17 protein-coding genes are annotated in these 16,871 nt (G+C 49.8%); all 17 read right to left on the reverse strand.

Annotated elements, in window-relative coordinates; genetic code table 11:
• Positions 1–6: 6 nt before the first annotated feature.
• On the reverse strand, positions 7–1,887 hold the full coding sequence (locus tag AC04MQ_RS15755) for a phage tail protein (protein WP_475392538.1): 1,881 nt from the start codon (positions 1,885–1,887) through the stop codon (positions 7–9).
• On the reverse strand, positions 1,884–3,158 hold the full coding sequence (locus AC04MQ_RS15760) for a hypothetical protein (RefSeq protein ID WP_475392539.1): 1,275 nt from the start codon (positions 3,156–3,158) through the stop codon (positions 1,884–1,886). The genes AC04MQ_RS15755 and AC04MQ_RS15760 overlap by 4 nt, the downstream gene beginning before the upstream one ends.
• Positions 3,155–3,559 (reverse strand): hypothetical protein, encoded by a 405-nt coding sequence (locus AC04MQ_RS15765; RefSeq protein WP_475392540.1) that lies wholly within the window; start codon positions 3,557–3,559, stop codon positions 3,155–3,157. The genes AC04MQ_RS15760 and AC04MQ_RS15765 overlap by 4 nt, the downstream gene beginning before the upstream one ends.
• Positions 3,559–4,617, reverse strand: coding sequence for a hypothetical protein (locus AC04MQ_RS15770; RefSeq protein WP_475392541.1), 1,059 nt, complete (start codon positions 4,615–4,617; stop codon positions 3,559–3,561). The genes AC04MQ_RS15765 and AC04MQ_RS15770 overlap by 1 nt, the downstream gene beginning before the upstream one ends.
• Complete coding sequence (locus AC04MQ_RS15775; RefSeq protein ID WP_475392542.1) at positions 4,614–6,785, reverse strand: hypothetical protein; 2,172 nt, start codon at positions 6,783–6,785, stop codon at positions 4,614–4,616. The genes AC04MQ_RS15770 and AC04MQ_RS15775 overlap by 4 nt, the downstream gene beginning before the upstream one ends.
• Entirely contained in the window at positions 6,751–7,107 is a 357-nt protein-coding gene (locus AC04MQ_RS15780) for a hypothetical protein (protein WP_475392543.1), read from the reverse strand. Before AC04MQ_RS15780 ends, AC04MQ_RS15775 begins: the two co-directional genes overlap by 35 nt.
• Positions 7,108–7,193: 86 nt before the next feature.
• Positions 7,194–7,595, reverse strand: a complete 402-nt coding sequence (locus tag AC04MQ_RS15785) for a hypothetical protein (RefSeq protein ID WP_475392544.1) — start codon at positions 7,593–7,595, stop codon at positions 7,194–7,196.
• Positions 7,596–7,630: 35 nt separating this feature from the next.
• Positions 7,631–8,797, reverse strand: a complete 1,167-nt coding sequence (locus AC04MQ_RS15790) for a phage tail tube protein (protein ID WP_475392545.1) — start codon at positions 8,795–8,797, stop codon at positions 7,631–7,633.
• A 3-nt stretch (positions 8,798–8,800) separates the two neighbouring features.
• On the reverse strand, positions 8,801–9,223 hold the full coding sequence (locus AC04MQ_RS15795; RefSeq protein WP_475392546.1) for a hypothetical protein: 423 nt from the start codon (positions 9,221–9,223) through the stop codon (positions 8,801–8,803).
• 3 nt (positions 9,224–9,226) lie between these two features.
• Positions 9,227–9,526 (reverse strand): head-tail joining protein, encoded by a 300-nt coding sequence (locus tag AC04MQ_RS15800; RefSeq protein ID WP_475392547.1) that lies wholly within the window; start codon positions 9,524–9,526, stop codon positions 9,227–9,229.
• A gap of 2 nt (positions 9,527–9,528) precedes the next feature.
• Positions 9,529–11,454: a phage major capsid protein gene (locus tag AC04MQ_RS15805; RefSeq protein WP_475392548.1), complete on the reverse strand. Its 1,926-nt coding sequence runs from the start codon at positions 11,452–11,454 to the stop codon at positions 9,529–9,531.
• Positions 11,455–11,463: 9 nt separating this feature from the next.
• A complete protein-coding gene (locus tag AC04MQ_RS15810; protein ID WP_475392549.1) occupies positions 11,464–12,969 on the reverse strand; it encodes a phage portal protein in 1,506 nt (501 codons plus the stop codon).
• A gap of 5 nt (positions 12,970–12,974) precedes the next feature.
• The gene (locus AC04MQ_RS15815; RefSeq protein WP_475392550.1) at positions 12,975–13,187 is read right to left on the reverse strand and encodes a phage head-tail joining protein; all 213 of its coding nucleotides are present in this window, start codon (positions 13,185–13,187) and stop codon (positions 12,975–12,977) included.
• A 39-nt stretch (positions 13,188–13,226) separates the two neighbouring features.
• Positions 13,227–15,101, reverse strand: a complete 1,875-nt coding sequence (locus AC04MQ_RS15820) for a phage terminase large subunit family protein (protein WP_475392551.1) — start codon at positions 15,099–15,101, stop codon at positions 13,227–13,229.
• The gene (locus tag AC04MQ_RS15825) at positions 15,073–15,726 is read right to left on the reverse strand and encodes a hypothetical protein (RefSeq protein WP_475392552.1); all 654 of its coding nucleotides are present in this window, start codon (positions 15,724–15,726) and stop codon (positions 15,073–15,075) included. The genes AC04MQ_RS15820 and AC04MQ_RS15825 overlap by 29 nt, the downstream gene beginning before the upstream one ends.
• Before the next feature lie 167 nt (positions 15,727–15,893).
• The gene (locus AC04MQ_RS15830; RefSeq protein ID WP_475392553.1) at positions 15,894–16,451 is read right to left on the reverse strand and encodes a hypothetical protein; all 558 of its coding nucleotides are present in this window, start codon (positions 16,449–16,451) and stop codon (positions 15,894–15,896) included.
• The gene (locus AC04MQ_RS15835; protein ID WP_475392554.1) at positions 16,452–16,808 is read right to left on the reverse strand and encodes a hypothetical protein; all 357 of its coding nucleotides are present in this window, start codon (positions 16,806–16,808) and stop codon (positions 16,452–16,454) included. It abuts the gene before it with no gap.
• Between the last annotated feature and the right edge of the window lie 63 nt (positions 16,809–16,871).

Here is a 16,871-nt window from a genome sequence, read left to right on the forward strand (position 1 = left end):
CATCTCCTATTTTTTCTTTCTGCAGACCATGTGGATGTTTGCGATATCAAAGGCGCCTTCGGTTCCGTATGGCTTATATGCGCCTACGTTCCAAGTCGTACTTGTCCCTCCGTACACAGAAACCATAGACATCCCGTTGGTTGAATCGGGTGCAGTACCCGGCCCAACGCAAAAGGTGCCTGCCCCCATACCGTGAACAAGTTGATACTGGCCGGAGGCGCTTCTCGTCATTGACATGAGGCCCGGTGTTGATTGCTCAAGCACGGTACATGGAGAACTATTGCAAGATCCAGCTGTTCCGCCGCCTCCAAAGACCGCCCATTCTTCCCATGTGCCGGTAGGACTGGTCGAAGTCACACTCCCCGCAATTGGTAGGAACGGATTACTTACAGCCCAGAAGCATGATCGCAACGCGATATCAGCACCGTGGGTTGTCGAGTCAGTTCTGGTCACAAGGGACGAGTCGAATCCCAAACCATATCCTGTGACGTTACCGCCGGACATGGACCATGAGCCCGGTGAAGATCCCTGGTAGAACGCACCTGAATACGATGCGCCTGACCTTGCCAAACCTACGATACCGTTCCCGTGAAGGTTGTTGAATCCGCCTGTGATCGGTTGCATGGCATCAGTTCTGAGCTGACCACGCGTCGAAGCTGTATAAGTCACAGAGCTGATTGTCTGAGAGCCCATGCCTCGAATATAAATCCCGTTAGTTTTGGCTACCCCAAATGTTGTGGAGCCATCGCCAGCGCCGTAAGTTGTTCCCCACTTCGCGAAAAGCGCCGGATATGACGTCCGGCTGATCGTAGATCCACCCTCGACGGAATTGATCGGGCACTGCGCATCACCAGTATAGAAGTGAGTTCCCAATAGATCGGCACCGTTAGCCTGGTCGACAACAGCTTGCGCCTCATCTACACCTGCCTTCGTGCAGGAAATGGAGAATGATGAATTGTTGGCGGTAGAATCACTTGCTTTTCTAAAATAAACATCCACATGAGTTGATGTTTCATTCTTAAATGGTGCCTGCAAAGAAGTACCAGAATCCGTTACAGTAACTTCGCAATTTGGTGCCTGTGTTGCAAATCCTGTTACATAGGTGCATCTCATAAATGTGGATGAAGTATAAACACATCCCGAAAGCCACGTTGATCCTGTTTGCCTTGTTATCGTACCTGCCGCGGCGACCTGCGCCGTAAACTGAGTAGGCGGTACTCGCATACCTACGCGACGAACCGGGCCGAGGTATGCGGTTGAAAAATTCAAAACCCCAACCTGCCCACTCGGAACGTTGTATGTGGCAAGCAGTGCAACTTTATAAACAGTGGACGCATCAACTTCTGCACCCACCACACTCCAGAACTCCTGGAAGCTTGTGGACGCTGGCGTGCTCGAGATCACCACGCAAGCCTTTTGAACCGTATCAGCGTAAAAGCACCACTTCAAATTGACGGCCGGATCCAGAATGCTCTTTGCGATTCGGATAAAGAACTCAAGGTTCGCACCAGTCAACTGATAGTCCGTGGCGGAATATGACTGGGAAAGGATCTCCAAATCCGTGTAGTTCCCGACTTTCAAATCCACCTGGAATGAACCAGTGCCATTGAACTTCATCGTTTCATCGAAAGCGACGTTATCCAGGTTCGCTGTATTTACATTCCACCCATCACCAACAGGACTTCCTTGAAAGTCAGCATTTTTCAGAACATTATGATTGCCGGTTTCAAGCAGGTACTTCTTATCTCCCAATTTTGTAAGCTGGCTGTATGGCACCTGCGCCCTCAAAATCTCAAAGAACTGCCCCCCATCACCCCCACGCCCGAGGAATCCCGCGTTTGCGATCGTATAGTGAAAAAGAATTAAGAATAGAAATAAATGCTTCATGAGAATCTACCCCATTTGCCGGCAGCAATACCGACTAGCTTGAAGGAATTTCCTTGATAAGGAAGAGTGATGTTGTTTTTCAAACCTTCTTCACTGAGGATTTGATCTGCACCAGCCCTTTGAATTGTCACCGTGTTTGTCGTATCATCAATCCGAATAAACGTGTGCACCTGCTTCATTTTCAAAGCAGGCAAAGTCAAAACTAAGTTTCCACTGGAAGCGTCGATGAGAACGCAGTCTTCGTCCGCTGCGATGTCACCGGAAGCCGTCTTCGCAACGATCTTATTAAACTCACCACCACCACCCGTCCCGCCGACAACTCGCCATTTGAAGGCCGTCGGATCATAGACCAACCACAAACTGGCTCCGGCTTTGAACTTCAGATCCGCATCCAAGCCAGTAAAAATTTTATGACTTTCCTCTGCGTCGTCGCTCAGATTCAAAACGGTGATATCTTCACCTGTTTCATTTACCAGGATAGCAGGCTGAATCCCCGTCACTCCGGCGATTCCCGCAAGATTAGTTATGGAGCCAGTTAAGAAACGAACCAATGTGGTGGGGGCCGCCGCTGTAGCATTCTCTCCGTCCGTATCGTCTTCAGAAGAGGCACCAACAATTTCGGCACTAAAGATCGTCTTATTAGAAAATGTCTTATTTGACAGACTGACAGCCGCAGAATTTTTTGCTTCGTCAGAAGTGTTGTCGACATTCGCGAGGCCGACATTTGCTTTGTTGATACCTACGGGATTGTTAATTGTTGGATTATCAAGCGTCTTATTGCTCAGTGTTTGAGCATGCGACACCGTGACAACTTCAGCCTCTGCCCCCTGATTCCCGGCTTTCCATTTCGAAGTGGATCCGGAATCATACACAAAGGATCCATAAATGCCTTCACGCTCAACCGTTAGGCCCGCACCTTGGGCGGTCAGATCAGTTCCGTTCTTATTTACTGTGATGTTCTTATCAGTCACCACCAGATTTTCAGTGCTGATAGTGGTTGTGGTTCCCATAATAGTCAGATCGCCGACCACGACAACGTTGCCCGACTCGTCCTGGAACAAACCAGATACCCACGATGTGCCGTCAAACCAGCGAACATGATTCAATGTGGTGTTGAAATATAGATCACCTGCCGTGGCAGGCTGCCCTTTGTACGCCAGGTATGTGGCATCACTCGCGAACCGGAACAAGTTATTCGCGGAAATAGTTCCCAACAGAGGCTCATGAAGTGATTCAAAGCCGTCCGCAAAATCTAAAATCCGCATCGTCACCTAGACCTTTTAAGAGCCCAGACCTCATAGTCATGGGCAAATTTTCCAATCCTCGGATAAGTCCTGAAGTCAAAGTCCAGGCACCATCCAACGTAAGCATCCTCGCCAAAGACATAGTCCTCATGGCGAAGCACCAAGTCATAAGGGGTTCCCGCCTTTAAATGAGCCTGAATCTCAAACAAGATCTGCCCATGAAAATAAGGCGCACCGCTTATGTCCGATATCTCCACAGGACCTGACGAAGCAACCGTTTGCCGCCCCTTCCTGATGTCCAGAAAAAGGCGTCCGACCGGCGCTCCATGCTTGTACAGGTGCAAACGGACACTCTCTACTAATGAGATTTTGTCGCCTGAGATTGACTGCCTGATTTCAGACACCAACTCATTCACCAGGAGCTTCATCAGTTCACCTCACGGACAGATAAGCCTGTGTCAAAAATGTCGTAGAATTTATGGCGTAGCGGAAGGGAACTTCCAAACTTCCCATAGATGCTGAACTGGTGTGAATCAAAAACAATTTCATCGGGATCCATGCAGATGAATACCGGACGACTTGTGCCCACTCGCTGAAAGATTTCGGCCAGTTGAATCGCCTCTCCATAAGGCATCAATGATAAGTTAAAATCCAGCTTGCTCATAATTGGAAACTCATCGGAATACTCATGGCCAAACTGGGTTCTCGTGATTTCAGAACCATCCTCGTCCACGAACTCGAAACCATTGTCCGGATCCAACTTCGTGCTATTCCCCAGAACAACAACACCCAGATTTACATACAAATTCTGATTATTTGGATCTTTGATGAGCACCCGCCAAAAACGGTAAGAAACCGGATCCGCTAGGAAGAGTGAAGCCATGTCTCGTCTGTTATCGACGGCGACCGGCATACTGAAAATCGAACCCTCAAAGCTCGCCGTCGCACTCGCCTGGACAACAACTTCCGCATTCGAACTCAGACGATTTTTCCCCTTCCCCCACAACAGGACAATGCTGTCAATTTCTTCTGTGGTCTTGAGATCGATCGCCAGAAACTCTCGCGTGTGAATTGCCGGCAGGGCTCCTTCGACATCCTCTTCATCGTAGTCAACGGCCGCAAATCCCAAAACCGGAAGCAAAGAACTCGTACCCAGAACGGTCAACGCATCCGCATTCAGCATGCTCCAAAAACCGGAGCTCTCTGAATACGAAAGCTGCAGATTCTTTCCAGCCAAACCAAGCTTCACATTTATGTGCTCAACTAATTCTGCAGAATCATAAACGCCGGCATCCAATGCGACCGAATCTCCACCGGCAAACAACAACGTATTGTTTGCCGCATCGATCTCAAATGAACCAGAGCTCCGCCACTCTTTGGACCTGTGCTCGTGCTTGATGTTCGTAGCGCGATAATTCGGACTCTCACTGCTGGCGGAAATACCAACCTCAGAAAGCTGAGAATAGATATATGAAATCAGTCTCAAGCAAGACTCCTTCCCGACTGCAATCCACTTCGAACGACAGAAATGATCTCGCGACCGTCTATTTGTATGCTCTGAGCCGACTTTACGGCAGTCAGGAGCTCAGATAAAAGATAGTTGGTCACTGAGGCGGCCTCACTGTTTGCGTTGTCCTGGCGCCCATTAGCGAGCTCGAAGAGCCGTTTCTGCTGAGCCACATTCAAAACCATCTCCCGGGAGTTCACATTCGCAGTAATGCGGTCGCCGGAGAAGCTGCTTCCAGGAACAATCCCCCCAGAGGCAAATTTGAGCCCGGTCACTGCGGCAGCCTGACCAGCCCCAGCAGCTGCCACTAGGGCGGCGGCCGGCGGCCCAATAATCGGCCCTAACGCCCACGCTTTCATAACCCCCTGGGCGGTATTAACAGCGATATCGTACAGCGCAAAAGCCTTCCCAATGGCAGCCAACTCCTTGTTGCTGCTGCTCTGAAGGGACATAATCGTGCTGAATGTCTGCGCCTTATTGTTGATGCGCTGTCTTTCCAACGTCTGTTCGGCCTTGTTTTTTTGTGAGATCAGTTCAAGTTCATGCTTACTCTGAAGCTTCGCCTTATCCAGAGAGGCTTTGTTATTGGCCTCCAGAAGGGCCTGCTCACGCTTCAAAGAATCCTCAACAAGAAGGGCCTTTTGTCTTTCCGCCTCTGCCTTCGCAGCAAGCTCATTCATTTCATAGTTTTGTCGCGCAAGAATTCTTTGCTCCTGCGCAGCCAACTCTTTCGCCAGGCGGTCCGCCTCGAACTTCCCAGACAGATCGAACATAGCCTGTTCGTGAACAGCAGCCTCTTCCTGCAGCTTCAGCTGATGATCAGCCTCCTGCAGACGGAGATTTTCTTTATAAGCCCTGTTCTCTTCAAGCTTTTCAGCGTTAGCAGCCCTAAGCTCTTCCTGCTCGCGTGCCAGTCGATCAGCCTCATTCTTGTCATCAGTCTCACTCGACTGCACTGAGGCAGCATTCTGTGCTTCAATTTCCGCGGCCTGTGCGATACGAATGGCATCGGCCTTATCCCGAAGTGCATCGGCCTCCGCCTTAATCCCAGCGGCTTTATCGCTTCCAAATGCGTCAGCAGCTTTGGCGGCATACTCCAGAACAGCGGCCGTGGCTTCCAACGTTTTTATTTTTATGTCGTCCCAATATTTAACGGTGGCGTAGATTGCCCCAGTAAGAGTCCCTATGGCGATCACAGCGAGCCCAATAGGACCAGTGATCGCAGTCCATGCTGCCGAAGCCGCCGCCCCCAACAGAGCCGTTGCACCTGTTGCGGTGCCCACTGCCACAGCATAAAGCTTAATAGCGATCGCGGCGCCAGCAACAATTGCCGTTCCAGCCAAGAGTGACTGCGCAAAAATAGTGATCTCTTCTTCATTGTCTGCGATCGAGGTCGCGAGTGAGGCAGCTGTATTAGTCAGTGTTACCATCGTGGCGTTGACCAAAGGATTTTTGGTAATGAGATTTCCGACAGACTCTAACAGTTTACCTTTCTGGTTATCCAACTTAGCAAGACTACCGGTGAACGTCTGACTTTGTTTGGCGGCCGCACCTTGCTGACTGCCCAGAGCTTTCAAAACATTGGCCAGATTTTCAGAATCTGTCTGTCCTTTTTCAATTTCAATGCCCATTTTCTTAAAGGCCAAGACATTCCCATTGATGGCTTTGGCAAGCATATCCGAAGCCGCCCCCATATCCATGTTCAAGGTAGCAGCGAGATCCGCGGCGGCCGTCGTGGCTTCTTTGATTCCATCTTTTGAAAGCGTGGTCAGATTTGCAAAAAGTGCAATAGAAGCCTCCGCGGCATCACCACTGAAGGCAGTTGTTCTTTCAAGTTCATCAGCAAAAGCCTGTAGTTCCCGGCTCGCACCGTCTGAATATAGCCCAGCACTTTCTAAAGCCACGTTCATATTACGGACTGACTGCTCTGCCTTTGCTGCCTCATCGATCACCGAACTCACAAAGCCGGTAATATTAGCATAAGCAGTCTTTAGAGAATCCACTGCCAAGCCGGCGGCGAAGTTCCCTTTGAATACATTCCAAAAGCTATTATTTTCTTCCGTGGTTTTCTTCAGGTTTTTTAAGGCAATCTCGGCCGCCTGGGTGGCGATCTCAAGACTGACCTTTACGCTGTCGTCCTGTGCCATTTTTCTTCAGCTCCTTCTTTCGCTCTCGCTCTCGCATCTCTGTGGTGAGTGCTCGGAGTGTGTTGAAAACTTCAACTATTTTGGCTGGCTGATCGCAGAACGAACCCGGAAATGGCAGGACACCGTACCGGTCGTACGGACCGAACAAGGTGCAATAGTAGTCAAATGCCGCGCACTTGAATTCCCGGAAAGGAACAGTAAAAATCAGACCCACAGTCTTGACCGGGTTGACCTTCTCAGCCTTTCGCATCTGCTCGATCTGCTCTTTGGAATAGCGGCTCATGTCCACTTCAACTTCATCGAGTAGGTGAAAGGACGCCACAATTCCGACATACTCCTCAACTGACAATGAGCTCAGTCGGGAGATCTCGTAGTAGATCAGCTGCAGCAGAATGTTTAAATCCGGGGCTACTCCCCCGGATTCGTCTTTTTTTCGATGATCTCCACACCAGGAATATTGAAGGTCTTCGGAACAGCATTGACGAATTCAGCACAAACCTTCAAAAGTTCCGGGCTAAACTGTAAGTTTGTCAGATCATCCAGACAGGACTCAGCTACCATTCCATCCTTGAATTGGAGCTCATAAGGCTTTTCGTCGGCATCGACCAGGCCTTCAATTCCCTTCAGACACTTTCGCAGCGCCAGCAGCATTGCGTCGTTCAACTTCACAATGTCATTGGCTTTCTGGCCTTCCAGCATCTTTGCCTGAATCTCGCTTTTAACCTCGAAACTCATGGGCGAAATGATCGCAACGATGTCACCGATCTTGATGGAGATTTTGTCCGTAACTCTATAAACCTTTGCTGCCATGCAAACCTCAAAAGCAAAAGGGGCCGAAGCCCCCGTTAAATAATTCCAATGAAGATTTCCGGAGTTGTTCCGGAGTTCCCGCGGTTCGCGGAGAACGTGATCGCATCTTGCATGATGCCATCTTGGTCACTCTCGGCGAGCTCCGTAATCAGGCAGTTGGGCATATACACCGCAACAATGCCGCCAAATTCGCCTGGCGTTTCACTCGGAAGCTTCGCATATCCGAACAAACTGAACGGCGTGTTTTGCTTGTACTTAAGGAACGTCGCATTGGATGCTGAATCCATATAAGGGTTGAAGGAACCACTGATCGTTCTTTCAGTTGGACGGCTCGAAACACGGCCGTTCTTTGCAGATACGGAGGTTTTAAATCCAAGAGTATTTTCCAGCGAGAAGGACAGATCATTCACGTCAACAGCAGTACCGTCCATAAAAACTTTTGCATCGAGAATGAGTGGCGGAACCTGCCCGTCGTATTCTGGCGCGAACGGAGGAGCCAAAATAATTTGATCAAAATCCAGGCCTTCAAATCCAAAATTGAAGGCAGCCATTTGACCGGTAGCGAAGTTTTCCAAGGCCAAACTTGTGACTTTGCAGCCGATTCCCCTCTGCTGAACTGCCCCTTCCAGGTAACGCGAAATGGACAAGCTCGGATGGCCAGCATCCGCAACACAGTAGGTTGTATGCTTCGCAATCACAACATTGTCCGGGAACGCCGCTGCGGCAGGAATCAACAACTCTACAGTATCCTCAGTCACAGCCTTCACTGGGGATACATGAAACGCTCCTGCTACCTTGATCAGCAAAATGTCACCAAACGCAAATTTCTCATCAGCACCGGCGACCTGAAGTAGGCTTCCCGTGTTCCCCACACCAGTTGCAACCTCCGCCAAAAGCTGACGACGGGCCCCAAGAGCAGACCTCATTAGCGCATCATATTCAGGAGCGTCGCCCTGGGAGGAGTGGGCGCGTGCCTCAACTGCCATCGCACCGGACACAGAGAACTGACCAGTGCGTGGCGCGGTCTTACCAATAGATGAAGTAAAGATGTCCCGTTCCAATTGCTCCTTGGAACGACTCATCTCTGAGCCATCTGTTTTCGTTTGCACAAAGGAACTAGCCGCCGCGGGCGCAGCATAAACACCTTGTGTTGCTTCAATCTCCACAGCCCAGGATTGATTCTTTCGTACTACTTCACCCATGGTTTAAACCTCATTTTTGTAAGTAATTTCAAAACTCATACTGGTGACGCCGATCACGTCGACACCCTCCCCTGAAAACTCAAAACTGGAGTTCTGATAAACGGTCCCATAAACCTGTCCCAGGAGAGAAACATCACCAAAAATTTTTTGTTCAATTTGGCCGGCAATCTTATCCATCGAGTCGTCTAATTCTTCACTGGCCTGACAATGAACTTCGATGGAGATCTGGCCTTTTCGGATATAATCTTTGCCGCTGAGATTCCGAGGAGTCCCTTCTTCTTCGCGGAAAAATATCGAAACACTGGGCAACTCTGACTTCCAGAAAGCAGAGACCCGATTGGGATAGACGTTGGCACCTGCATCCGTCTGATTAATAAGCATGTCCCGCAAAGCCTCTCGGATCTGTTGGCGCTTTGGAGCTGGCATGCTCTATTCCTTTAAAATCAAGATGTGAATTTTGCCGGCGGCATCCCCTTGCGGCGGATTCACCTTATAGGTCTTTGTTCCTCTTCTGACCTGGTCACCCTTCTTGGGCTCCCCCAGGGGAATATCAGAAGAAAGAACCTCGCAGGTAAGCCCCTTTGTTGCGACGCCACCAGACTCAATCCAGGACTCGTCGAAGACGGCCTTTATGACCGTCTCCTCTGTTCCTCGGATGTAGATCGCCGGCTCTCCGAAATAGCCCTGAGAAACCCCATTGACCAAATCAGAGAGCGCATTGAAATCCACGATTAGCCGCCTTCAGGAGCAGGCTCTACAATCTTAACTTTTACCACTCCACAAGCGCCAGCGGCACCCGCGTTGTTGTGGTACTCTACTTTCATTTTGAAGTTGGAAGAATTGAACTCTTCCTTAGAGGACACACGTGGTAGCTCCATGCCTTCCATAGTTCCTGTGGCAATTGCAGCGCAACGCTTCGGATCAGCGAACACATAGAATGAATCAACATCTGTCAATTCACTGGAAACGATCACTTCAACTTGCCCCTGAGCATACGGGTTAAAGTCCTCAACTTTGCTGGAGACCTGTGCCCCCACCAAGCGGCGTGCCGCCAATTGATACTTCGGCGAACACAGGATGAACTTAGGTTTCAGCTTGAGCTTTTTCCCAAGCTTGGTCTGACTCGCCAGCAATTGCTCAGCGCGATCCATCGTCTCAACGTCCATACCTGTGCCGTCCGCAATATAGTTTTTGTGGTCGGCATGGAACAGCGTTTTGGTGTCCGCAAGCACCGGGTTAGAGTTGATAACTCCAAAGAAGGCTGTCTCAACGTCGTCGAAACCAGCATTTTGCGCAAGCTCTGGAAGAGAACCCAGCATTCCAAGGTCGTCATTGATGATCGACTTTAGAGAGATAATCAGCAAAACACCGCGCTGGCGCAAAGCCATTTTCTCTTTCGAATCGTTCAGGTCGGCTTTCGGATATTCGCCACCCTCTTCATCAGGGGAACCCAAAGCGTAACCTGACAAGTCAATGATGTTGGCTTCCTTGAAGTCGTTCATCGTCATCGGCTTCGCCAACTTCTTGTAGGCGTAGTCTTGGCTGAATTCATATTCGTCAACAATTTTGTTGGCGGCATCCAGCAAGACACTTGTAATGTCAGTAGAAACGATTGCACGCTGTGCATATTCGTTATCTTTTTCCTTTGGATTTGCAGGCAACAACTCTTGGAACAGAGCAATCAGGCTTCTGCCTTTCAGCTCATTTTCTTCAGAGCATTTGAAGACCATTGGGTTTGATCTGTACACCAGGGCTTCGATCACCTTGTCACGCAGCTTCATCGTTTGTTCCTTTACTTTGGTTTTATTTGCATCGGTGCCCTTGGCCTCGACGATTCTAAAAATTTCAACAGATGCCTGATCCAGCGGCAGACCACGCTTGATCAGGTCTTCTGATACTGAGTCCTCAAGTCCAGCTGTTCGAACAGCCAACCTAATTCCATCGCATCTTTCCGCCTCAACCGGGTCAGCTTCCGGCGTTGAAGTGGGCTCAGCCCCCTCAACCGCATCACCTTCTACACTAGGAGAATTTGTCTCCTGACTTTCAGAAACAGGAACAGCCGAGTCGACCTGGTCCGGCTTGCCTTCTTCCGTGGTTTCAGGCTCCTGCTCATTGATAACAACTTCATTTAGGGAGTCATCGGACCGCACTGTCTGAGCGTCCGTATCGAACCCTACCGCAACAGAGGAGGCTTCAAACGGAACCCACTTAACCGCACGAAGGGTTCTGTATTTATCCCCCTTGATTGTCTTATCCATGAACTCGAGGACTCGATATCCAACGGAAACATTTCGTAGAATGCCGTCTTTGATGTCCTGGACGATCTCCTTTAGATCTGATCTCTTAGAGAATCTGATCGTCGCCATGGCTTTTCCATCTTCGATCCAAGCCCGCTCAACAACTCCGAGAACCGTCCACACAGAGTTCGCATGCTGAATCATGAAAGGCGCACCGGCGTTCATTCTGGATAGATCACATGCTTCCTCTGAGATCTCCAGCTCTTCGTAGTACGTTTCACTCCAGTCAGAACGAAGTCCTTTCTGGCCAGTGGAAAAGACGATATCAATCTTGTTATCATCTCCACCCTCAGTCGCAGCGCGAGTCAGAATCTGACCTTCGATGGTTCTTTTCTTAATTTGATTTCTGGTGATACCCATGGATCTCCTCTACTTGGCAGAATCGCTTCCGGTTGATTTTTTTTGATTATTGATGGCACTTAAAGAATCCGGGGACTGCAGCTGCTGATTCGCGGTTCGGCGAGGATCGCAGTCCAGAATAATTCCCAGCTCATCGAGTCGTTTATTGGAGGCTGCAATCTCTTGGATGTGAGTCTCAAAGTTACGGCCGAGCTCACGTACCGCATCTGGATAAGATTGGAATCCCGCCCTGACAGAGGCATTAATGGCGGCCACTTCCGACGCGGCATCAATGAATGGTCTTACTGGTGGAGTCCACTCGACCGTTGCTTTAGACGCATCCACCCCGCGCATTGCACAGAACTTTTTGAATCTTTTGAAGGACGGGTCACAGAAGTAAGGGATGAACATGTGCCAACGCCATTGCTCAACATTCGCTCGGAACTGGATATCACCGGCTTTGTAGCTGGTGAAATTTGTTCCGCTCAGATCTCCCGAGAGGTTTTCGTATGTGATACAAATTCCAGCTGCGATTTCTTGAAGGGCCAACTTTGTCGCTGGTCCAAAACCTTCACCGTTCGGAATGTCCGGAAACTCAATACTTTGTCCCTGACTCAAGAATCGAACATCACCGGCGGATAAGTTCCAGTCGGCCTGACGTTGCTGCTGTAGAAGCTGCGGCGGCAGATTGCTATTTGGCTCGGTAACTACGGCAGTAATAGCACTGGATAACTTCATCTTCAGAAGCTGCGTCCACTGAAGTTCAGCCAGCAAGTTCAGCGGTTGAACAACAGGTGCAAACCAACTCACGCCCCTGTTTTGCCCAGGTCGATCTCTCCGGAATGGCAGCTCAACTTCATTTGCAGAAACAAGACTTCGAGCAGGAGCTTTCCCACCATCTCCTGGGTGAGAATCGTAGAGATTGTATAGCAGAGGTCGACCGTAAATATCCTGGACGATTCCATTCACATACTTAGTGCCGGACGGGAGGTTCGTCTTTAGAGGAGCACTGCACAGAAAGTCTGCTTCCAGCAGAACCTGCCTTACAGAGTTCGCGAAGACAGTCTCTTTTACCAAAACCTCGCCGTCGCCTACGATGGCAGCCATAGCATCTTTCTGCTGGCCGGCGAAGTTTGTTTTTCCGTCCACGGAACAAAGGCCATCAACGGCCCACTCTTTCCAAAGATCCTGAATCTTTTTCAGATGCTTTTCATCCGGATGTCTAATCGCTGCTTCGATGCCCCAACCAACAACTCCATTGACAATTACATCAATGCCTTTCTTAGCGAAGGGAGCATTCCGCACAAGTTCGCGCACGTTATTTCTAATCGGCGCAATGGCTGCTGAGATCTCAGAATTTGCAGAACGTGAGTTGCCATGGATAACATTCTGCGGATTCATTTTTGCAGCGTCGTATTGGCGCACCTGCAGAATTTCTGATTTTATGCGCGCGACCATTCTGCGATTAAATGTTTCTGGCGATACGTAGGAAATCATTCTGTCCAGCGCGTTTATCTCAAACTGCTTTTTACTCATCGCCCCTACTTCCTAAAGGTCGCCCGAACTTTATTCGGGAATACCGGTGAAGGAGTGGGGTTCGCGGCAGCAATTGACTTCTCAATATCCGCAATGATCTCTTTCAACTCAGCGAGCGACCGAAATGTTGCTGTACGACCGCCCGAAACGCTGACTGATGAGACGCCACTGATTAGGGCTTGCTTTAAAGGCTTCAGGTCGTCGGCCGTGAACTCCATAAATCTCCACTTCTACATTAGGAGATTTTGTCGCCTGACTTAGCGCCTTCTCATTAAGCCCGGGTTCCTCCACACACTGGAATTGGATTGAGATTGAGCATTGCCACTAGACTTCGGATTTGCTGCCGGCATCAGCTTGGGCTCAGCCGCCTGCTCAAGTATTCCTTCCAAAGCTGCCCAGTCTTGGTCCTTGAAGCGGTCTAGCCCAAACATTGAGGCGGCCGTCCTGGCATAGATCCACGTATCGAGCGGCTCATTCTTTCGATAATGACGATCCCAAACGTATTTTCCATTTTTTAGTTTTAACGCCTCCCCGCAGATCCCCTTGAAGAACTCACGGTCGTACTCTGGAAAGTGACAGAAGCCGGCCGGAAAATTACCGTCCTCATCTTCCATGGGCAGTTTGAGATTTGTGAAAAACTCGGTCTTCATAAAAGAGACGCCGGCCAGCCAGATCCGGTGGGCAAATTTATTTGTCGAACCATCGAAGTTGTCTGTGATGGGAGATCCCATTTTGTAATATCTAAGCAGTTCATCTTTTCCGCGTATGGCACGGACCCTAGAGGGGCTAAACTGCTGGACATAGCTCTGCACAATTGAGCTATGGTAGGATGAGTCAATACAGGTGAAAGTCACCGGCATTTCATACGCTTTTCCGTCGACCTTGTATTTTAACTCTAGAATATCCTTGGTGAGTTCCTTCCACGGTGCCTCTGTGTGGGTCTGCCCCTCGATCACCCGGTAGTCGATTGAATAATTCTGTTTATCTTTTCGCCATCCGATTACCTGGTACTCAATGCGGTCCCCCTGGATGTCCACGCCCATCGTTAAGAACTTGATGTCGTGATCAGGAACAACCTTCACAGGGTATGATTCACGTCTTTCATAAAGACGCTCATCGTCCGGGATATCCATGGCCGGCTGATACGGCAATGCCAGGGAAGTATTATGGAAGACCTTTACCTTTTCGGGATCCGTGCCGGCCGCAATGAATTTTTCGACCAGCTTTGACAGTGGTTGCCATGGGCTAGCGATCGCGTTGGCATGGAAACCGGCGTGACCAGTGAAGGGCTTTGTTGCAATGTATTTTCCCCGCCCTTTTGATATGGCTGCCAGGCGGTCCAGTTCACTCCACGGAGTATTGCAATGACTGCAAATGTATCGTGCTGTGGAGGCATCGTTATCATCCCAATCAACTTGCTCCCAGTCCAACCTTTCGTCTTCGTCACAGTGAACGCATTGACCATGGAAAAGTCTTTGATCAGACTCCTCAAAACGCGCAGCGATCTTGGAGCTTCCTACCAAAGTAGGTGAACACACACCGATAGAAAGAGAATTCCAGAATGTATCGAGGCGCTGCTCCAGAAGTTTTTCCGGATCCCCCTCAGAGCCACTGGTCTTGTACTTATCCATTTCATCCATGAGGACGACCCGAACGGGCCTTGATGCGACATCGGAAGGACTACCTGCAAAGATCGCCGTGGCGTGTCCCCCGGGGAATCCCTTCCGATCTTTCGTACTACTGGTGACCAACTCACGCAACACGGGCGTATCGCGAATCATGGGCTCGAGGCGATCCGCCACCCAGGTGTCTTTCAGCTTTTCGTCGGGCTGCATGATCACCATAGGCGACGGATCTTCTTTAATGAAGTACATCACCACATTGTTGATAAACTCAGTCTTCAGCAACTGAGTGGGGCCCATAACCGTAATCTTGGATACACCCTTCTCTGTGACAGCCAGCATTGGTCCACGGGCGGCTTCAACATGATCAGTGTTCCATCTGCCAGGCGTGCTGGATGCTTCCGGCGACAGATAGCGGTGTGCATCCGCACACTCGACAACAGTTATTTTTGGAGTAGGCTTAAGAGTCCTGGACCTTATTTCACGAAGGGGTATCGCCAGACTGCTCATCCGCAGGCTCCCCCTCTATGCCAACATCAACTTCCTGCAGGTCAGATCCCTGCCCATCCCCATCAAGATGAGCATCTGCCACTTTTGCATTTTCTATTTCTGCATCAGCATCAGCCTTCAACTCTCCTAGGGCGTCATTAACTTCAGCGGTGAGAATGTCAAAGATGTCCGCCGGGTCGACTTTGATCGAAAGAATTTTAGCCAGCTTACTTGGGAACGCACGGAATCGCGCACGCACAATCCCATACTCATGACCAACTTGTGCAACAACCTCGGCCACAGGCACGACCTGCTTGAGCTTCTGCTTCAGCTCAAGCTCTGCTTTCTCTCGCTTAGCCCTAAGTAGGAGAAGCTTTTCTGTTTCAGTTTCCTTCTCGATCTCGGCCAAGTCGCGGGAGGTCTTGCTGTACAATGCAGGAAGGGCATTGGCGACAACATAAATCTTCGAGCCTTTCGGCCCGGCTTCGTACTCAACGCCGGCAGCAATCAACTTCTCCGAAATCGTTCTGCGATCCATTTTACAGAGGAGAGACAACTGAATTATTGAAAGCTTCTCCGGCGGGGCCCAGCTCATAGCACCACCAAAACTCGACTCAAAATTCTCAAAAGCCCCGGGACCAAACATCGTTTAATTCGATTTGACACCAGTTCAACCTGAGTAGTCGTCAGAGCAAAATTAAACCCAAACGGATACGGATTTCGGCCTGCGCTGCATCGAGATCCCAAAGTGATACGGAAGGACCCAAAGCCCCGGGGGGTCTGGTAAATGTTCGAGTTGAAATCCAATACCATTTACTTCACAACCTTCAATTGCGCTTTGAACTGCGTTTTAAAGTCTGTCTTCATAAACTTCACCAGGGAAGCCTGGTGCTGATCAGCCGTCTTCTTGATGTCGAAACGAGCCTCTATAAGCGGCTTACGAGCCTCTGTCTTCCTCATTGCCACCAACGCGGTAGACAGTGCCTTTCCGCGCGAAGTCTTTACCATGAAGCCTTTAGGCACTAAGAATCGCCCACCCACCGTAGGTATCTTTACCGTCACACCCGTGAATCGACGCGCCCTCTTGCCGCGGCCGACTTTCACAACCTTTTCTTTGGGTTTGAATAAGCGCAGCGGAATCCCCACCTTCGTTCCCAAACTCACATAAGCCACCAACGTTTTCGTGCTCGCCTTGCGCGTATAAAAGCGACTGTTGAGGTCTTTTGCCTTAAGGCCTACATCCTTCTGCATACGCTTCCGGAACTCGGTTCTCGTCTTGGCCACAGACTTATTCATGGCCCGATAGCCAGCCTTCCGATTCCGCTTCTCAACTTCTGACAACCACGAAGATAGGTTCTTAAAGGCAGCCATTTATTCTCCCAGGTAACGATTTAAAAGTTTGGCGACACCTTGAAAGCGAATCTGATGGCCTTCATCATTCAAAATGCTGGCGACCTTCCTGACCGACTTATGCTTCAAATAAAGCTCAATGGCTTTTTTGTGAACATAGTTTGGGGATCCGCGACGTTCCCCATTCCTCACTTTCTCAAGCTTGCTTGGATGATAATCAGCAATCCAGGCTTCGGCGCGCGCAAGGCGAACTGCCCGGCCATTCGAAAGAAAGATATACTCAGACAAGATACATTTCCCAACCTCAATAACTTCGAGGTTTTCATCAGCCAGAATTTTGTTCCAGTGATCTTCCAGAGCCTTTTGATCCGTCACCATGGCGTCGGCCCTTCCTCTACATAGTCGTAGTGGCTTGGCAGAAGATCCCGCAAGCAGACCAAC

It is taken from the genome of Bdellovibrio sp. MYbb2 (assembly GCF_056175685.1).

Bases quoted from the DNA above. Each gene is read 5' to 3' on its own strand.
- AC04MQ_RS15830 (WP_475392553.1), bottom strand. From the start codon at position 16,451: ATGGCTGCCTTTAAGAACCTATCTTCGTGGTTGTCAGAAGTTGAGAAG.
- AC04MQ_RS15835 (WP_475392554.1), bottom strand. From the start codon at position 16,808: ATGGTGACGGATCAAAAGGCTCTGGAAGATCACTGGAACAAAATTCTG.
- AC04MQ_RS15825 (WP_475392552.1), bottom strand. From the start codon at position 15,726: ATGTTTGGTCCCGGGGCTTTTGAGAATTTTGAGTCGAGTTTTGGTGGT.
- AC04MQ_RS15775 (WP_475392542.1), bottom strand. From the start codon at position 6,785: ATGGCACAGGACGACAGCGTAAAGGTCAGTCTTGAGATCGCCACCCAG.
- AC04MQ_RS15805 (WP_475392548.1), bottom strand. From the start codon at position 11,454: ATGGGTATCACCAGAAATCAAATTAAGAAAAGAACCATCGAAGGTCAG.
- AC04MQ_RS15810 (WP_475392549.1), bottom strand. From the start codon at position 12,969: ATGAGTAAAAAGCAGTTTGAGATAAACGCGCTGGACAGAATGATTTCC.
- AC04MQ_RS15795 (WP_475392546.1), bottom strand. From the start codon at position 9,223: ATGCCAGCTCCAAAGCGCCAACAGATCCGAGAGGCTTTGCGGGACATG.
- AC04MQ_RS15785 (WP_475392544.1), bottom strand. From the start codon at position 7,595: ATGGCAGCAAAGGTTTATAGAGTTACGGACAAAATCTCCATCAAGATC.
- AC04MQ_RS15755 (WP_475392538.1), bottom strand. From the start codon at position 1,887: ATGAAGCATTTATTTCTATTCTTAATTCTTTTTCACTATACGATCGCA.
- AC04MQ_RS15765 (WP_475392540.1), bottom strand. From the start codon at position 3,559: ATGAAGCTCCTGGTGAATGAGTTGGTGTCTGAAATCAGGCAGTCAATC.
- AC04MQ_RS15815 (WP_475392550.1), bottom strand. From the start codon at position 13,187: ATGGAGTTCACGGCCGACGACCTGAAGCCTTTAAAGCAAGCCCTAATC.
- AC04MQ_RS15790 (WP_475392545.1), bottom strand. From the start codon at position 8,797: ATGGGTGAAGTAGTACGAAAGAATCAATCCTGGGCTGTGGAGATTGAA.
- AC04MQ_RS15820 (WP_475392551.1), bottom strand. From the start codon at position 15,101: ATGAGCAGTCTGGCGATACCCCTTCGTGAAATAAGGTCCAGGACTCTT.